This is a genomic window from Pseudomonas sp. 1928-m (assembly GCF_029269135.1).
Classification (GTDB): domain Bacteria; phylum Pseudomonadota; class Gammaproteobacteria; order Pseudomonadales; family Pseudomonadaceae; genus Aquipseudomonas.
This window is the reverse complement of the sequence record NZ_JARIXO010000004.1, coordinates 1-15,790: the sequence shown is the minus strand read 5'-3', so window position 1 is coordinate 15,790 and position 15,790 is coordinate 1. Positions and strand designations below refer to the sequence as shown.

Genomic DNA, 15,790 nt, shown 5'->3' with positions numbered 1-15,790 from the left:
GCATTTGAACCGAGCCCGGCGCTGACCGCCGGGCTTTTGCATTGCGCCGATGGAACCTGGCGCCCTTAAAGACGGCCTAATATGCGTTATCAACTGCCCACACGTCGAATTAGCATGAAGCGATCCCTACTCAGCGTCACCCTCGCCTTTTCGTTTGCCCTGAGCGCCTTGCCGCTCGCGGCGAAAACCACCAGTGACGACTCCTGGGAATACCTGCAGCCTGACCGCGAGCAGGTCATCGCCAGCCTCAACGTCGTGGAATTGTTGAAGCGCCATCACTACAACAAGCCACCGCTGAATGACGAGCGCTCGGAGAAGATCTATCAGGGCTACCTGAAGATGCTCGACCCCTCGCGCAGCTACTTTATTGCCTCCGATATCGCCGAGTTCGATCAATGGCGTACGCGCTTTGACGACCTGCTGAAAAACGGCGACCTGCAACCCGGCTTTGCCATCTACAAACGCCACCTGGAGCGTTTGCAGAGCCGCCTGCAGTTCACCCTGAACATGCTGGAAAAAGGCGTCGACAAGATTGACCTCGACAGCGATGAAAGCCTGCTGGTCGACCGCGAGAACGCGCCCTGGGTCAAGGATCTCGCCGAACTCGACGACCTCTGGCGCAAGCGCGTCAAAGACGAAGTGCTGCGCCTGAAAATCGCCGGCAAAGAGCCCAAGGCAATTCAAGAGCTGCTGACCAAGCGCTACAACAACCAGCTCGCGCGGCTCAAACAAACTCGCGGCGAAGACGTGTTCCAGGCCTATATCAACGCCTTTGCCATGTCCTACGACCCGCACACCACCTACCTGTCTCCGGACAATGCAGAAAACTTCGACATCAATATGAGCCTGTCGCTCGAAGGTATTGGTGCCGTGCTGCAAAGCGACAACGAACACGTCAAGGTCGTGCGCCTGGTGCCGGCTGGCCCGGCGGAAAAGAGCAAGCAGATCTCCCCCGCCGACAAGATCATCGGCGTGGCCCAGGGCAGCAAGGAAATGGTCGACGTGATCGGCTGGCGCCTGGATGAAGTGGTCAAACTGATTCGCGGCCCGAAAGGTTCCACTGTGCGCCTGGAAGTGATTCCAGCGAGCAACGCGCCGAACGATCAAACCAGCAAAGTGGTCGCCATCACCCGTGAGGCGGTCAAGCTGGAAGAGCAAGCCGCGAAGAAATCCATCCTCAACCTCAAGCACGACAACCGCGACTACAAGCTCGGGGTCATCGAGATTCCGGCCTTCTACCTGGATTTCAAGGCCTTCCGTGCTGGCGATCCGAACTACAAAAGCACCACCCGTGACGTAAAACGCCTGCTCACCGAGCTGGAGAAGGAAAAAGTCGATGGCGTGGTCATCGACCTGCGCAACAACGGCGGCGGCTCGCTACAGGAAGCCACCGAACTGACCGGCCTGTTTATCGACCAAGGCCCGACCGTGCTGGTGCGCAACAGCGATGGCCGTGTCGATGTACTGGCCGATGAAAACACCGGCATCTACTACAAAGGCCCGCTGGCCGTGCTGGTCAATCGCCTGTCGGCCTCGGCCTCGGAAATTTTCGCCGGCGCCATGCAGGACTACCACCGCGCGCTGATCCTTGGCGGCCAGACCTTCGGCAAAGGCACCGTGCAGACCATCCAGCCGCTCAACCATGGCGAGCTGAAGCTGACCCTGGCCAAGTTCTACCGCGTCTCCGGGCAGAGCACCCAGCACCAGGGCGTGATTCCCGACATCCAGTATCCAGACATCATGGACACCAAGGAAATCGGCGAGAGCGCCCTGCCCGAGGCCCTGCCATGGGACAGCATCAAGCCGGCGATCAAGCCGGAGCTAGACCCGATCAAACCGTTCCTCGCCGAACTGCAGAGCCGCTTTGAACAGCGCACCGCGCAAAACCCGGATTTCACCTTCGCCCGTGAACGCCTGCAGCTGGCGCAGAAGCTGATGGAAGAAACCACCGTCAGTCTCAATGAAAGCAAACGTCGCGCCCAGCACACGGACATCGAAGGCCAGCAGTTGGCCATCGAGAACAGCCGCCGCAAAGCCAAAGGCGAAACCCTGCTGAACAAACTCAAGGAAGAAGACGAAGACGCACTGCCGGTGGAAGACAAGAAAACCAAGCCGGAAGAGGATGCCTACCTCGCCGAAAGCGGGCGCATCCTGCTCGACTATCTGGGTTTGAACACTCGCCTGGCCAAGCAGTAAAACAGCGAGCGTCATCAAAGGGTCATCAAACTGTCGTGAAATGCGGGGACTGGTAGCCATGCCAGTCCCCGTTTTTTTTTATGCACAGAGAGCCGCCATGATCGTCACCGAGCAGTTCAGCGCGTTGGACAGCATCCTCGCCAATGGCGACCTGCACAGCCTGTTTCAACCTATCTTCTCGCTCTCCGAACGGCGCATCCTCGGTTATGAAGCCCTCAGTCGCGGCCCATCCAACAGTGCCCTGCACTCGCCGATCAACCTGTTCGCCGTCGCCCGCAGTGCTGGCCGCCTGAGTGAACTGGAACTGCTCTGCCGTAAAAATGCCTGCCAGCGCTTCAGCCAGCTCAAACTTGAAGGCAAGCTGTTCCTCAACGTCTCACCGGACTCGCTGATGGAGCCCAAGCACCAACCGGGACGTACCCTGCAGCTGCTGCAAACCCTGGGTATTCCACCGAGCCAGGTGGTTATCGAGCTGACCGAGCAATCGCCCACCGACGACTTCGCCCTGCTCGACACCGCGCTGCACCACTACCGCGCCATGGGCTTTTCCATAGCCCTGGATGACCTCGGCGCCGGTTATTCAAGCCTGCGCCTGTGGTCGGAGCTGCGCCCGGATTACGTAAAGATCGATCGCCACTTTATCGACGGCATTCATCAGGATGCGGTGAAACGCGAGTTCGTCGGCTCCATTCTGAAAATGGCCAAAGCCTCGCGCGCCCAGGTCATCGCCGAAGGTATCGAGCTGCCCGAGGAACTGGCCGTACTCGCCGAAATGGGCGTCGACCTGCTGCAAGGCTATCTGCTCTGCCGCCCGCAGGAGCAGCCGCCGCGCGATGCAATCAATCTGCTGCCCAGTGCCACAACCAGCAGCCCGCTCAGCGAAGAGTCCAGCGACCTGCGCGGTCTGCTCAACACACAACAAGCCGTGGCCCTGAGCACACCCACCAGCGAGGTGCTGGAAATGTTCCGCGCCCAGGCCAACCTCAACTCGCTGGCGGTGCTCAACCAGGCGCAGCAACCCGTTGGCATTGTGCACCGTCACTCACTGGCCGAAGCCTTGCTCAAACCCTTCGCCAACGAGTTGTTCGCCCGCAAACCGATCAGCCGCCTGATGAGCGATGACTACCTGGCGGCGGAATGCAGTCAGTCGCTGCAGCAGGTCAGCCGCCTGCTCACCAGCCGCGCCCGCCAGCGCATCGAAGAAGACTTCATCATCATTGAGGACGGCTGCTATATCGGGCTCGGCCGGGTGATCGACGTGCTCAAGCTGATCACCGAACTGAAAATCCAACAGGCCCGCTACGCCAACCCGTTGACCCTGCTGCCGGGCAACGTGCCGATCCAGCAGTGCCTGACCCGCGTGCTGCAGCAGGGCCGCGAAGCGGTGGTCTGTTATGTGGATATCGACAACTTCAAGCCGTTCAACGACATCTACGGCTACGCCAAAGGCGATGAAGTGCTGCTTAGCCTGGCGCAGTGCCTGAATGATCGGGTCGATCCGACGCGGGACTTTGTCGGCCATATCGGCGGTGACGACTTTCTCTTGGTGCTCGGCTCGCAGGACTGGCGCGCGCGGCTCAATCGCTTGCTGGAGGATTTCCAGAGCCAGTGCCGGCGGTTTTATCGGGAAGAAGACCTGCATGCCGGCTGCTTTGTCGCCCATGACCGCAGCGGCAAACGCCAGGAATATGCCCTGCTGTCCTTGTCTCTGGGCGTGGTGCACGTACACCCCGAGCAATGCGCACAACTGGATGCCAGCCAGCTGGCGGCGATGGCCTCAGAGGCCAAGCGTCACGCCAAGGCCGTGCCGGGCTATAGCCTGCATATCATCGACACCCAGGCGGACTCAGCGGCCTGATGGCGGAAGCTGGACGATTGGATCAGAGGCCGCTGAGGCGATTGGATAGCGCGGCGAAATGCTCGGCCTGCGCTGCATCGGCGGCAACACCCGCCGCGCCGCTGCGGTACAACTCAGCCAAGCGATAGGCTGCAGCCGGGTGGCCTGCTTGCGCAGCCAACGTCCACCACTCGATGGCCTTCGACGCATCCGCCGCCTGCAGGGCATCACCGGACAGACTCAAGACACCAAGCTGGTAAGCCGCCTTGGCATCGCCGGCCTTGGCTGCCAAACCGAGTAAACGCCGCCCTTCATTGCGCGCGCCCAGACCCTGACCGCGAAACAGCAGGATATGCCCGTAGAAGCTTTGCGCCTGGCTATCACCCAGCGCGGCCATGCGCGCAAACTGCCCTTCCAGCCAACGCCAGGCCGGCGGCTGTTTAACTAGCCAGGCCCAGTGGAACAGACGGCGCGCCAGCAAGTAGCCGATACGCGCACGCAGCGCGCCGAACATCAGGCGTCTTCCGGGTAACTGAACTCGAACACGCGGGCCACTTCGGCGGCATGCCAGGAGGCCGCGGCGATGCCATCGGACGCACCACTGAAGCGGCCCAGGCGGCTGACGCACTCGAAGAAGCCGGTACGCGGCAAGCGGCTGGCACCCTGGCTGATTACCAGCGCACTGCGCAACGGGCGCTCGGCACGCGCATCCAGTGCAGCCAGATGCTCAAGCGCGGCGGCTAACGTCTGCATGGCAGGGCTAGGCAAGGCCAGGCGTTCGATCAAGGCCCGATAGGTGAGCAGATGACGCTGACGCTGGGCATCTTCAAGCTCACCGAGCAACGCCTGCCAATGTTGCCGACTGATGCTTACGCTCAAGGCTGCGCCTCCCACCCATCGACCCCAAGGTGCCAGGCCAGCGCGCGCTGGATGGCGGCGTCCGGCTGGCGTTCGCCGCTCTCGATCATGCCCAGATAATGCGGGCTGATGCCGACATTGCGTGCCAGCTGTTCGGCACTCATGCCCTTGGCTTCACGCAGGGTCGCCAGCTGGCTCAGAGCCGGCTTGCTGGCATCCACTGCCACCACGGCCACCTCAGGCGCGCGCCCGGCGGCCTGCAGCAAGGCTTGATACTGCGCCCAGGGCAGCACCGCATACTCCGGCTGGCCATCGCGCTCGATCACTTGCACATTCATCTGTAAATCTCCATGCAGAGCACTTCCATCACTCTCAGCAACTCCAGAACAGGCGGCCATCTTAACAGCCCGGCACGATAAAGAGCGTGATCTATACTGCCCACAGGTTATCAAGCGGCAGCTGGGGGCAGGTTTTGCGCACACTGATAACAATGCTGTTGATTGGCTGCAGTAGCTGGGCCTGCGCAGATGAGTTGCGCTGGGGCTTTGCCACGGCTGACGGCATGCCCTATGTCGACGTGCATGAGCAGCAATTACGTGGCGGCGTTATCTACAAACTGGGCCAGCTAGCCAGCCAGCAACTGGGCTTCGACGCCGCATTTGTCGAAACGCCGAACAAGCGCATCGATGAGTTTATGCAGCGCGGTCGCATCCATGTGATCTGCAACAGCAACCCGCAATGGATAGACAACCCCGAGCGCTATCACTGGTCCGCCCCGCTCTACAGCGAAGAAGACGTGCTGCTACTGCACCGCCAGCATGCGCCGATCAACAGCCTGCACGAACTCCATGGCAAAACCATTGGCACTCAACTGGGTTACGTCTACAGCAGCGAGCTGATGGCGGCATTCGCCAGTAAACAGATCATCCGCCAGGATCTGCGCGACCACAGCGCCGGGCTTAACCTGCTGCGCAAACAACGCCTGGATGCCATCATCGACATGCGCCGGCCGCTGCGCTTCCAGCTGAGCAAACGTACGGATGCACCACTGCAGATAAACCCCTGGGTAATCGAACGCTACGACATGCACTGCACCTACAGCCCGCAATTGCCAGTCAACGCCGAGCTAATGGACAGAACACTGCAGCAATTACGCGACCAGGGCCTGATCGAGCAGATGCTCAACGACACCTGAATCGTCACCCACTACTCAACCTGCCCCTGCAACGGCGCTAGCGATTCATCCAACTCTGGCAACCGCTCAACAACCCGCAACACCTCCGGAGCCTGAGCCGCGCGCCATTGCTGAAACGCCGCCAACTCTTCCTGCCAGGTACGCAGCACCCAGGCCAGCACAGCCAGATCATCAACCAGACCGATGCCAAACAACCAGTCCGGTATGGCGTCCAGTGGCGTAACGAAGTAAAGCAAGACCGCCACCACGGCCAGTAATGCACGGGAGTCGATTGCCCGATACTCACCGCGCCACCAGGCCAGGCAAAGCGCCTGCAGCAGTTTCAGCTGGCCGGTCAATTCGGCAAAGCCATTACCGAGCTTTTCACGCTTTCGAGCGACGGATAACAGCAACATCGGTAACCGTCCGGCCTTAAGGAAACGCTTGGCCAAAAACTGGTAACGCGCGAAATTTTTCGGTGCTTTCATCGCCTTCTCCCAGCAACCCCGCGCGCCCGCTGGGCTGGCTATGGTTATCCACTAAAGCTGTGGATAACCTTGTGAACAGTTTCTCGATAACCCTGGCAAACGCCCAGCCCATGCGGCCTCGCCACAGATCGAACATTTTTTGCCCACACAGTAAAAAATCATATAAATCAATAAGTTAAAAATGGCAAAGGGTTTCTGCAAGAGAGTTACCCTAACCCGTCACGGCCAATCTGGGAAATGTGCATAACCGTAACACCACAACCACCACACACGCCCTTTAAGACCCTCCAGTCAAGCGAAAAGTGCCGATTGTGACCCGCAGAAACGACAACGCCCCGTCGAGACGGGGCGCTGCGGCAAACGCTAAAAATTACTCTTGGGTGGCTGCGTCTTTGATCGCAATCAGCTCCAGATCAAACACCAGCACCGAGTTGGCTGGAATGGCCGGAGTCGGGCTCTGCTCGCCGTACGCCAGCTCGCTTGGGATGTAGAGTTTGTACTTCTCGCCAACATGCATCAGCTGCAGGCCTTCAACCCAACCTGGGATCACACCATTGACCGGCAGGTCAATCGGGCTGCCACGCTCAACCGAGCTGTCGAACACGCTGCCATCGGTCAGCTTGCCTTCGTAGTGAACAGTCACCACGTCGGTGGCTTTCGGCTGAGCGCCGTCAGCTTTCTTCACAACTTCGTACTGCAGGCCGGACGCGGTGGTGGTCACGCCATCGCGCTTGGCATTGTCTTCAAGGAACTTCTTGCCGGCTTTGGCCGACTCTTCGTTCAGCGCAACCATGCGCTCTTCGGCACGCTTCTGCAGGAAGGCAAAGGCTTCGATCAGCTCTTCGTCTTTCAGGCGCTGTTCTTTCTTGCCAATGGCGTCTTCGATGCCTTGGGCAACGGCGTTGGAATCCAGGTCATCCATGCCTTCCTGAGCCAGGCTTTTGCCCATGTTCAGGCCGATGCCGTAGGAGGCTTTCTGCGCTGGAGTTTCCAGGGAGACTTTGCTGGTTTGCGAATCGCAACCTGCGAGAACCAAACCTACCAGGGCAACCGCCGCTGCTAAACGATGCTGTTTCATGCTTGTTCCTTGTCCGGTGCGCCCTAGGGCTAATGGTGTGAAAGCGCGAGCTTAGCAGGCTGCCGCGATCACTGGCTACCGTGTTAGGAGACAGAAAATGCGTATAAGTTCAGATGTTTAGCGGATTATTCAGGAAGGATTTTGCGAGGCGTTGCGATATGTCACAGAGGGGATGAAGCGAGGAAAAAATGGCGCAGCGGACGGGACTCGAACCCGCGACCCCCGGCGTGACAGGCCGGTATTCTAACCGACTGAACTACCGCTGCGCGTAACTTCAAAAAGCGAGTTGGTGGGTGATGACGGGATCGAACCGCCGACCCTCTGCTTGTAAGGCAGATGCTCTCCCAGCTGAGCTAATCACCCTTCACTCTCGAAGTGGGGCGCATTCTAGACAGCGATCTGCACCTTGGCAAGCACTGTTTTGAAAATTTTTTATTGATGCAGCAAAGGCTTAGCGCAGACTTGGCCTCAAGCACCACTCGGGGGAATAATGCGCCCCCAATGCAACGCACAGGTTACCCAACGGGTCATAGCGCTGCGGCCAACCTGATACAGCACCCGCATACGGGTACTGACGACTTGTGATACCTGCCGCTGCCGGCAGGTCTGTTAATGGAGATACACCCTCTTATGTGGTTTCGTAACCTGCTGGTCTATCGCCTCACCCAGGACATCCCGTTTGATGCCGAGGCGCTCGAAACGGCGCTGTTAGCTAAACCGGCCCGCTCGTGCGCCAGCCAGGAACTCAGCACCTATGGCTTTATCGCGCCCTTCGGCAAAGGCGGCGATGCGCCGCTGGTGCACGTCAGCGGTGATTTCCTGCTGATCGCCGCGCGCAAGGAAGAACGCATCCTGCCCGGCAGCGTGGTGCGCGATGCACTGAAGGACAAGGTCGACGAGATCGAAGCCGAGCAGATGCGCAAGGTCTACAAGAAGGAGCGCGACCAGCTCAAGGACGACATCGTGCAGACCCTCCTGCCGCGCGCCTTTATCCGCAAATCCGCCACCTTCGCTGCCATCGCACCGAAACAGGGGCTGATCCTGGTCGACTCAGCCAGTGCCAAGCGTGCCGAAGACCTGCTATCGACCCTGCGTGAAGCCATCGGCTCGCTGCCGGTACGCCCACTGACCGTGAAGATCGCGCCAAGCGCCACCCTCACCGACTGGGTCAAGGTTCAGCAAGCAGCGCCAGATTTCCATGTGCTGGATGAATGCGAACTGCGTGACACCCATGAAGATGGCGGCGTGGTGCGCTGTAAGCGCCAGGACCTGACCAGCGACGAGATCCAGCTGCACATGAGTTCGGGCAAGCAGGTCACCCAGCTGTCCCTGGCCTGGCAGGACAAGCTGTCCTTCGTGCTCGATGACAAGCTGGTGGTCAAGCGCCTGCGCTTCGAAGACCTGCTGCAAGATCAGGCCGAACAGGACGGCGGCGACGACGACCTCGGCCAGCAGGACGCCAGCTTCACCCTGATGATGCTGACCCTGGTGGACTTCCTCCCGGCGCTGTTCGAAGCCCTGGGCGGCGAAGAGATTCCGCAGGGGATCTAAACCGCTGCACAGCCGTAGAGGAACCAGAGAAACAGACCACTGGTCCTCTGCGGCTTGCCCCACCCCTGCCAATGTGCAAAATACTGCACAGCGTGAGGACGACCTCACCACTCTGCGAGTGATCACTACGGGACGGCCCCTCTATCTGTTTTGGAGGTTTGTATGTCCTGGTTCATTCTGCTGCTGGCTGGCCTGTTCGAAGTAGGTTGGGCTGTTGGCCTGAAATACACCGACGGTTTTACCCGCCCTCTCCCCACTCTACTGACTGTTGCGGCGATCATCGTCAGCCTGGCACTGCTCGGCCTGGCCATGAAGGAATTGCCCCTGGGCACCGCCTATGCAATCTGGACCGGTGTCGGCGCCGTAGGTACGGTGATTGCCGGGATCATGCTGTTTGGCGAGGCCGTGACCCTGCTGCGCATCGCCAGCGTGGCGCTGATCGTCTGCGGCCTGATCGGGCTAAAACTCAGCCACTAAGCCGCGTAAACCACACAAAAAAGCCCGCAAAATTGGCGGGCTTTTTCATCTCTGCGGTTTAACGTCGCTCTCCGCGCAACTCAGCCACCTGAGCCTGCAGCAGCTCGCGCTTGACTGCCTCGGGCGCAACCGGCGTACCGGCTACCAGGGTGATGCACGACCACAGGCGCTTGAACAAGCCCTTGTGCGGATCACGGCTGAAGAAGCTGCCCCACAGGCCCTGCAGCGCCATGGGAATCACCGGCACTGGGTTGGCCTCGACGATGCGTTCAATGCCGTTCTTGAATTCATTCAGTTCGCCATCGGTGGTCAACTTGCCTTCCGGGAAGATGCACACCACTTCGCCATTGCGCAGGTATTCGGCGATTTTTTTGAACGCGGCGTCGTAGATCAGCAGGTCTTCGTTGCGCCCAGCAATCGGCACAGTGCCGGCGGTGCGGAAGATAAAGTTGAGCACCGGCAGGTTGTAGATCTTGTAGTACATGACAAAACGCACCGGCCGGCGCACCGCGCCGCCAATCAGCAGGGCATCGACAAACGACACGTGGTTACACACCAGCACCGCCGCGCCTTCATCCGGGATCGCCTCCAGCCCCTTGTGCTCAACCCGGTACATCGAGTGGCTGAGCAGCCAGATCATAAAACGCATGCTGAATTCGGGGACGATCTTGAAGATGTAGCTGTTGACCGCGATGTTCATCAGCGAAATGGTCAGGAACAGCTGCGGGATCGACAGTTCGGCGACGCTGAGAAACAGGATCGAGACAATCGCCGAGATCACCATAAACAACGCATTAAGAATGTTGTTGGCGGCGATCACCCGCGCCCGCTCATGTTCCACCGTGCGCGACTGGATCAGCGCATACAGCGGCACGATATAGAAGCCGCCAAACAGACCGATGCCGAGAATCGAGCCAAGAATCCACCAAGCCTGGCCAATGCTCAGTACCGCCAGCCAGTCATGCGCCTCTGCGGCTTCGGGGAAACCACCAGAAAACCACCAGAGCAGAATGCCGAACAGGGTCAGGCCGATCGAGCCGAACGGCACCAGGCCGATTTCCACCTTGTGCCCACTCATGCGTTCACAGAGCATCGAGCCCAGCGCGATACCGACCGAAAAAACGGTGAGAATCAGCGTCACCACGCTTTCATCGCCGTACAGCCACTCTTTGGCATAGGCCGGAATCTGCGTCAGGTACACCGCGCCGAGAAACCAGAACCAGGAGTTGCCCACCAGTGAGCGCGACACGGCCGGACGCTGGCCCAGGCCAAGCTTCATGATCAGCCAGGACTGACGCAGGATGTTCCAATCCAGTTTGAGCTGCGGCATCGCCGCCGATGCAGCAGGAATACCGCGACTGGCCAAATAACCGAACACCGCCACCAGTACCACACAGGCCGCAACGATATGTGCGTAACCACTGCTGGCCATGATGATGCCCGCACCAATGGTGCCCGCGAGAATGGCCAAAAACGTGCCCATTTCCACCAGCGCGTTGCCGCCCACCAGCTCCTGCTCTTCAAGGTGCTGCGGCAAAATCGAATACTTCACCGGACCAAACAGCGCCGACTGCGTACCCATGGCAAACAGCACCGCGAGCATCATGGGCAGGTTGCCGAGCAGCACACCGACAGCACCGAGTAGCATGATCACGATCTCGGCGAACTTGATCTTGCGGATCAACGAATCCTTGGCGAACTTCTCACCAAACTGGCCACCAAGGGCCGAGAACAGAAAGAACGGCAGGATAAACAGCAGCGCGCAGAGGTTGATCAGCAAGGCCTTGTCGGCCCCGGAGCTGATCTTGAACAGAATGGCGAGAATCAGTGATTGCTTGAAGATGTTGTCGTTGAAAGCACCCAACAGCTGAGTGATGAAAAACGGCAAAAAGCGCTTTTTACCCAGCAATGCGAATTGAGAGTGTTCGGTCATCGTCCGTGTACCTGTCTGCAGTGGCCAAGCGGGTTGTCAGGCATTTGACTGCAAGAACACCCGACAAAGCCACAGCAAAGCGCGTTTTTGCTGCATTTTTCTACAAATCCAGGCGACCAATAAACCGCGCTTACAACGGCAACTGGCCGAGTAAGCCGCGCAGTACAAAGAACACCAACAAGCCGCCACCGATGGTGGCCAGCAAATGCCGGGTCAGCGCGGCGATGGCAATGGTCGCCAGCCCCGCCAGCAGATAGGCATTGTCCAGGCTAAACGCCCAGTGCTGGCCATCGGGAATCAGCATGCCCGGCAGCACGATGGCGCTCAGCACAGCGGTCGGCACGTAATGCAGGCCCTGGCGCACCAGCGGCGGGAAACGCAGATCGGGAAAGGCAAACAGGCTGTAGCGAATCGCAAAGGTGATCAGCGCCATACCGAGAATCAGCAGCCAGATAGCCATTACSCGCCCTCCCCGACAACCACTGGCGCTTTGCGCCGCTCCAGCCATACACCGACCGCGATACCGCTGAGTGCAGCGGCCATCAGTCCTAATTTGTATGGCCAGGCATGGCACAGCAGCGCCACCGCGCCTGCTACCAGAGCAGCAGCAATCTGCGGTTGGTTACGCAAGGCCGGCACCACAATGCCGATAAAGGTCGCTAGCATGGCGAAGTCCAGCCCCCAGCCCGCCAGGTTCGGCACACTCTGGCCAAATAACGCACCGACCAATGAACTCGAAACCCAGGACAGGTACAGCGCCAACGCCACACCGGCGTGATACCACTGGCCATGCTCGGTCATGCCGCGCGCCAGGTAACGCCGCTGCACCACGGCGAAGGTCTCATCGGTCAAGCCGAACGCCAATGGCACCCGCCAGCGCTGCGACAGCCTGCCGACATAGGGTTGCAGCGCCGCGCTGTAGAGCACATGGCGCAGATTGACCACCAATGTGGTGAGCAGAATCACCACCGCGCCGCTGCCCAAGGTCAGCAGGCTGATGGCAATAAACTGCGCCGAGCCGGCATATACCAGTAACGACATGCCCAGCGCCTGCCCCAGGCTCAGCCCAGCCAGGCTGGCCAGCGCGCCATAGATCAGACCGAACGGCAGAATGCCGACGATCATCGGGATACTGTCGCGAACCCCATAGGTAAACTGCTGTAAACGGCTCATGCGCCCTCCTTTGCTGCATAGCCTGGCGCATCGTGGCCGCGCCGTCTTGAACAATCTTGCGCAGCACTGCGCCGTAGACTGACCTGCCGCAATACAGTGCGGGGCTCTCTGGCTAGACTGCCAGCATTGCCCGCCCAGGATCTGCCCATGCCGGAAGCCCTCGACACCCTGCTGAATTTCGCCAGCGCCTTGGCCGCCGGCCTGCTGATTGGCGCCGAACGCGGTTGGCAAGGGCGTAATACTGAGGACAGCCAGCTGGTTGCGGGGATTCGCACCTTCGCCCTGAGCAGCCTGCTCGGCGCCTTTGCCATGCTGCTCGGCGAACACTTCGGCGTGGTCGCCTGGGCGGTGATATTCGCCGGTTTTGCCTTGCTGGTGGTGGCCTCCTATTTTGGCGAACTGCAGCGCCTGGGCGACCTGGGCCTGACCAGTGAGGTGGCGCTGCTGATCACCTTTCTGCTCGGCAGCCTGGCCATGGCCGGTTATGCCGGGCTGGCGGCGGCGGGCGCCGTGGCGGTGGCACTGCTGCTGAGCCTCAAACAATCCCTGCACGGCGCCCTGCAACGACTTAGCGAGGCGGAACTGTCCGGCGCGCTAAAGCTGCTGTTTATTTCCCTGGTGCTGCTGCCGGCGCTGCCCAATCAGGGCTACGGCCCCTGGCAGGCCTTCAACCCCTACGCCATCTGGTGGATGGTGGTGCTGATTGCCAGCATCGGCTTTGCCGCCTATGTGGCGATTCGCCTGGTAGGGATGCGCCACGGCCTGCTGATCACCGCGCTGCTGGGCGGCGTGGTGTCGTCCACGGCGATGACCGTGACCCTGGCACGCCTGGCCCCGGGACGAAATCTGCAAGCAATTCTGGCCTGCGGCCTGCTCGCCACCTCGGCGCTGATGTTTCCACGGGTGTTGCTGGAAGTCGGCCTGGTCAACGCCAGCCTACTGCCGCAACTGGCTTGGCCCCTGGGCATCGCCACCCTGGTGTACGCTGGCGGCGCGCTGCTGTACTTCCGCCGCGCCGGCACGGAGAGTGAAGAGCAGGCCGAGCCGCCGCTGAAAAACCCCTTCGAACTGGGCCCGGCGCTGCGTTTTGCCGCGTTGCTGGCGTTGATTCTGCTGCTGGTCGAGGCCGCGCAACACTGGCTTGGCGATGTCGGTGTGTACCTGGTGGCGCTGCTCTCGGGGCTGGCCGATGTGGATGCGATCACCCTGTCGCTGGCGCGCAGCGCCAAGGGCGAACTGGGTGCACAGGTCGCGGTGCAGGGGATTTTTCTCGCAGCGCTGAGCAACAGCCTGGTCAAAGGCTTTCTGATCGCACTGATCGGCGGGCGCAAACTGGCGCTGATGACCCTGCCGGTGATGGCTGCAGGTCTGCTAGCGGGCGCGGCGGTATTACTGCTGCTGTGAATCTGCGCTGCGCAAAAAACCTTCCAGCAGCTTGTGTACCCGCTCGCTCAACTCGCGATTAGCCGCCTCGGGCAAGCTGCGCGCCAGTTCGGCCACGACTACCTGCTCGACCAATGGACGCAGTTGCAGCAACTGCACGCTAAGTCGCTCGAGCTCATCGGCATGCGGCAAGTCGCTATGCAGCAGCGGATTGACCAGTTGTTGGGTAATCATCGTGACGATGCCAGTGGCCACCTGCTGCACATGCCCGCGAATGGTCGCCAACTCATCGAGTAACGCTGGCAAAGGAATACCGGCGCGGTACAGCTCAAGCCCGGCGGCAAACAGCTTGGGGCTGGGGACGCGCAGATGATCGCCGGCAAACTCCAGCAGGCCCAGGGCCAGGGCACGCTCGATCACCTGATCATCCAGCACCTCGCCGAACAGCGCCTGCAGCTGCGCAAAGGACAGTTGCTCGGCCTGTTCCGGCTGGCCCGGCCCTTGAATCGCCTGCTCCAGCCCCAGCACATGGGCCAGATCACGCCCCTGCGCCCAGGCTTCAAAAAGCTCACGAATGCTGGCGATGCTGTAGCCACGCTCCAGCAACTGGCCGATCAGTTTCAGCCGCGCCAGGTGCTCGCCGTTGTAGATACCCAGCCGGCCGCGCCGCTCGGGTGGTGGCAGCAAGCCCTGGTCCTGATAAGCGCGCACATTGCGTACCGTGGTCTGCGCCGCCCGGGCCAGGTCATCGACCCGGTACTCGACGGACACCGCCCCCACCACAGGTGCGGCGCTGCCCAGTAAACGCTGAAGAAATGCAGAGGCTGTATTCATGGCGGCGATCATAGCTGCCCCTGCAACGGGACAACAGCGTGGCAACAAACGCCCCAACCAAGGGCTGGACTTGCGCTACCGAGCAGCTCAGGCAGCCTTACGCACTGCGCGCAAAGCCTTGTTGCAGAAGGCTTTCAGCCATTTCAGTAACACCGTAACAGAGCCGCTAATGAGTTCCGCCGATGGCTAGGCAGATGCATCCCGTGCGCCAACAATAACCATGACATCAGATGATGTAACAGTCAGCCATGACAATCCGGAGATGCCGCATGCCCATCGACCTCGCCCCTATCACCCAGCGCCACTCGCCGTTGCTCACTCTGCATCGGGTGCTCGCATGAACGCGCCCGCCGTGTTGCCGAACGACGGACGGCAAGCCGAGCTGCTGTGGATTCAGGGCGATGGCGTGCAGCTAGCGGCCTATCGCTGGGGCAAGCCGAATCGCCCGACGCTGCTGCTGGTGCACGGCTACCCGGACAATCACGAGGTCTGGTTGCCACTGGTGCGCGAGCTGGCCGGCGATTACCAGATCATTGCCTACGATGTGCGCGGCTTTGGCGCCTCGGATATTCCACGCAAGCGCCTGGACTATCACCTGGAAAAACTGGCAAATGATCTGGAAGCAGTGATCAAAACCCTAAGCCCAGAACAGCCGGTGCACCTGGTAGCCCATGACTGGGGTTCAATTCAGGCCTGGGAAGCGGTCACCGAACCACGCATTCAACCCCTGCTGGCCTCCTACACCAGCATCTCCGGGCCCTGCCTGGATCATGTCGGCCACTGGATGCGCGACAAGCTCAAGCAGAAG

The 15,790-nt window shown here is 60.4% G+C and carries 16 protein-coding genes and 2 tRNA genes; 7 read left to right on the top strand and 11 right to left on the bottom strand.

The window, feature by feature from the left end:
- Positions 1 to 114: 114 nt before the first annotated feature.
- Together P3C18_RS13930 and P3C18_RS13925 are read left to right on the top strand one after the other, a co-directional pair.
- The gene (locus P3C18_RS13930; RefSeq protein ID WP_275962454.1) at positions 115 to 2,196 is read left to right on the top strand and encodes a carboxy terminal-processing peptidase; all 2,082 of its coding nucleotides are present in this window, start codon (positions 115 to 117) and stop codon (positions 2,194 to 2,196) included.
- Between the two features lie 97 nt (positions 2,197 to 2,293).
- Entirely contained in the window at positions 2,294 to 4,054 is a 1,761-nt protein-coding gene (locus P3C18_RS13925; protein WP_275962453.1) for a bifunctional diguanylate cyclase/phosphodiesterase, read from the top strand.
- Positions 4,055 to 4,076: 22 nt separating this feature from the next.
- Here the strand turns inward: P3C18_RS13925 and P3C18_RS13920 are convergent, their stop codons facing one another.
- From P3C18_RS13920 to P3C18_RS13910, 3 genes are read right to left on the bottom strand one after another with little or no spacing between them, the layout of a single operon-like run.
- Complete coding sequence (locus P3C18_RS13920) at positions 4,077 to 4,547, bottom strand: sel1 repeat family protein (protein ID WP_275962452.1); 471 nt, start codon at positions 4,545 to 4,547, stop codon at positions 4,077 to 4,079.
- Positions 4,547 to 4,912: a hypothetical protein gene (locus tag P3C18_RS13915; protein ID WP_160015055.1), complete on the bottom strand. Its 366-nt coding sequence runs from the start codon at positions 4,910 to 4,912 to the stop codon at positions 4,547 to 4,549. Before P3C18_RS13915 ends, P3C18_RS13920 begins: the two co-directional genes overlap by 1 nt.
- Positions 4,909 to 5,229: a helix-turn-helix transcriptional regulator gene (locus P3C18_RS13910; RefSeq protein WP_275962451.1), complete on the bottom strand. Its 321-nt coding sequence runs from the start codon at positions 5,227 to 5,229 to the stop codon at positions 4,909 to 4,911. The genes P3C18_RS13915 and P3C18_RS13910 overlap by 4 nt, the downstream gene beginning before the upstream one ends.
- A gap of 134 nt (positions 5,230 to 5,363) precedes the next feature.
- On the opposite strand from P3C18_RS13910, the gene P3C18_RS13905 reads away from it, so the two are divergent.
- On the top strand, positions 5,364 to 6,086 hold the full coding sequence (locus P3C18_RS13905) for a transporter substrate-binding domain-containing protein (RefSeq protein WP_275962450.1): 723 nt from the start codon (positions 5,364 to 5,366) through the stop codon (positions 6,084 to 6,086).
- 11 nt (positions 6,087 to 6,097) lie between these two features.
- Here the strand turns inward: P3C18_RS13905 and P3C18_RS13900 are convergent, their stop codons facing one another.
- The 4 genes from P3C18_RS13900 to P3C18_RS13885 all read right to left on the bottom strand — a co-directional run bounded on the left by P3C18_RS13900 (position 6,098) and on the right by P3C18_RS13885 (position 7,994).
- Positions 6,098 to 6,553 (bottom strand): YkvA family protein, encoded by a 456-nt coding sequence (locus P3C18_RS13900; protein WP_275962449.1) that lies wholly within the window; start codon positions 6,551 to 6,553, stop codon positions 6,098 to 6,100.
- Between the two features lie 370 nt (positions 6,554 to 6,923).
- Complete coding sequence (locus P3C18_RS13895) at positions 6,924 to 7,631, bottom strand: FKBP-type peptidyl-prolyl cis-trans isomerase (protein WP_275962448.1); 708 nt, start codon at positions 7,629 to 7,631, stop codon at positions 6,924 to 6,926.
- Positions 7,632 to 7,820: 189 nt separating this feature from the next.
- A tRNA-Asp gene (locus P3C18_RS13890) sits at positions 7,821 to 7,897 on the bottom strand.
- Positions 7,898 to 7,918: 21 nt separating this feature from the next.
- Positions 7,919 to 7,994 (bottom strand) — tRNA-Val (locus P3C18_RS13885).
- A gap of 267 nt (positions 7,995 to 8,261) precedes the next feature.
- On the opposite strand from P3C18_RS13885, the gene rdgC reads away from it, so the two are divergent.
- Both rdgC and sugE read left to right on the top strand, forming a co-directional pair.
- On the top strand, positions 8,262 to 9,182 hold the full coding sequence (gene rdgC, locus P3C18_RS13880) for a recombination-associated protein RdgC (RefSeq protein ID WP_275962447.1): 921 nt from the start codon (positions 8,262 to 8,264) through the stop codon (positions 9,180 to 9,182).
- 162 nt (positions 9,183 to 9,344) lie between these two features.
- Entirely contained in the window at positions 9,345 to 9,659 is a 315-nt protein-coding gene (gene sugE, locus P3C18_RS13875) for a quaternary ammonium compound efflux SMR transporter SugE (protein WP_090387039.1), read from the top strand.
- A 58-nt stretch (positions 9,660 to 9,717) separates the two neighbouring features.
- Here sugE and P3C18_RS13870 read toward each other — a convergent pair whose 3' ends face one another.
- The 3 genes from P3C18_RS13870 to P3C18_RS13860 form a co-directional block, all read right to left on the bottom strand.
- Positions 9,718 to 11,592, bottom strand: coding sequence for an MFS transporter (locus P3C18_RS13870; protein WP_275962446.1), 1,875 nt, complete (start codon positions 11,590 to 11,592; stop codon positions 9,718 to 9,720).
- A 130-nt stretch (positions 11,593 to 11,722) separates the two neighbouring features.
- Positions 11,723 to 12,052 (bottom strand): AzlD domain-containing protein, encoded by a 330-nt coding sequence (locus P3C18_RS13865; protein ID WP_275962445.1) that lies wholly within the window; start codon positions 12,050 to 12,052, stop codon positions 11,723 to 11,725.
- The gene (locus P3C18_RS13860; RefSeq protein WP_275962444.1) at positions 12,052 to 12,765 is read right to left on the bottom strand and encodes an AzlC family ABC transporter permease; all 714 of its coding nucleotides are present in this window, start codon (positions 12,763 to 12,765) and stop codon (positions 12,052 to 12,054) included. Before P3C18_RS13860 ends, P3C18_RS13865 begins: the two co-directional genes overlap by 1 nt.
- A gap of 147 nt (positions 12,766 to 12,912) precedes the next feature.
- Here P3C18_RS13860 and P3C18_RS13855 point away from each other — a divergent pair, with 147 nt between their 5' ends.
- Positions 12,913 to 14,169, top strand: coding sequence for an MgtC/SapB family protein (locus P3C18_RS13855; RefSeq protein WP_275962442.1), 1,257 nt, complete (start codon positions 12,913 to 12,915; stop codon positions 14,167 to 14,169).
- Here the strand turns inward: P3C18_RS13855 and P3C18_RS13850 are convergent.
- Positions 14,155 to 14,982 carry a MerR family transcriptional regulator gene (locus tag P3C18_RS13850; protein ID WP_275962441.1) on the bottom strand — a complete coding sequence of 276 codons (828 nt, stop codon included), beginning with the start codon at positions 14,980 to 14,982 and terminating at the stop codon, positions 14,155 to 14,157. The two genes, P3C18_RS13855 and P3C18_RS13850, sit on opposite strands and share 15 nt — an antisense overlap.
- A 337-nt stretch (positions 14,983 to 15,319) precedes the next feature.
- Here P3C18_RS13850 and P3C18_RS13845 point away from each other — a divergent pair.
- Positions 15,320 to 15,790 (top strand): alpha/beta fold hydrolase (locus tag P3C18_RS13845; protein ID WP_275962440.1); only part of this gene is annotated, 471 nt, incomplete at its 3' end.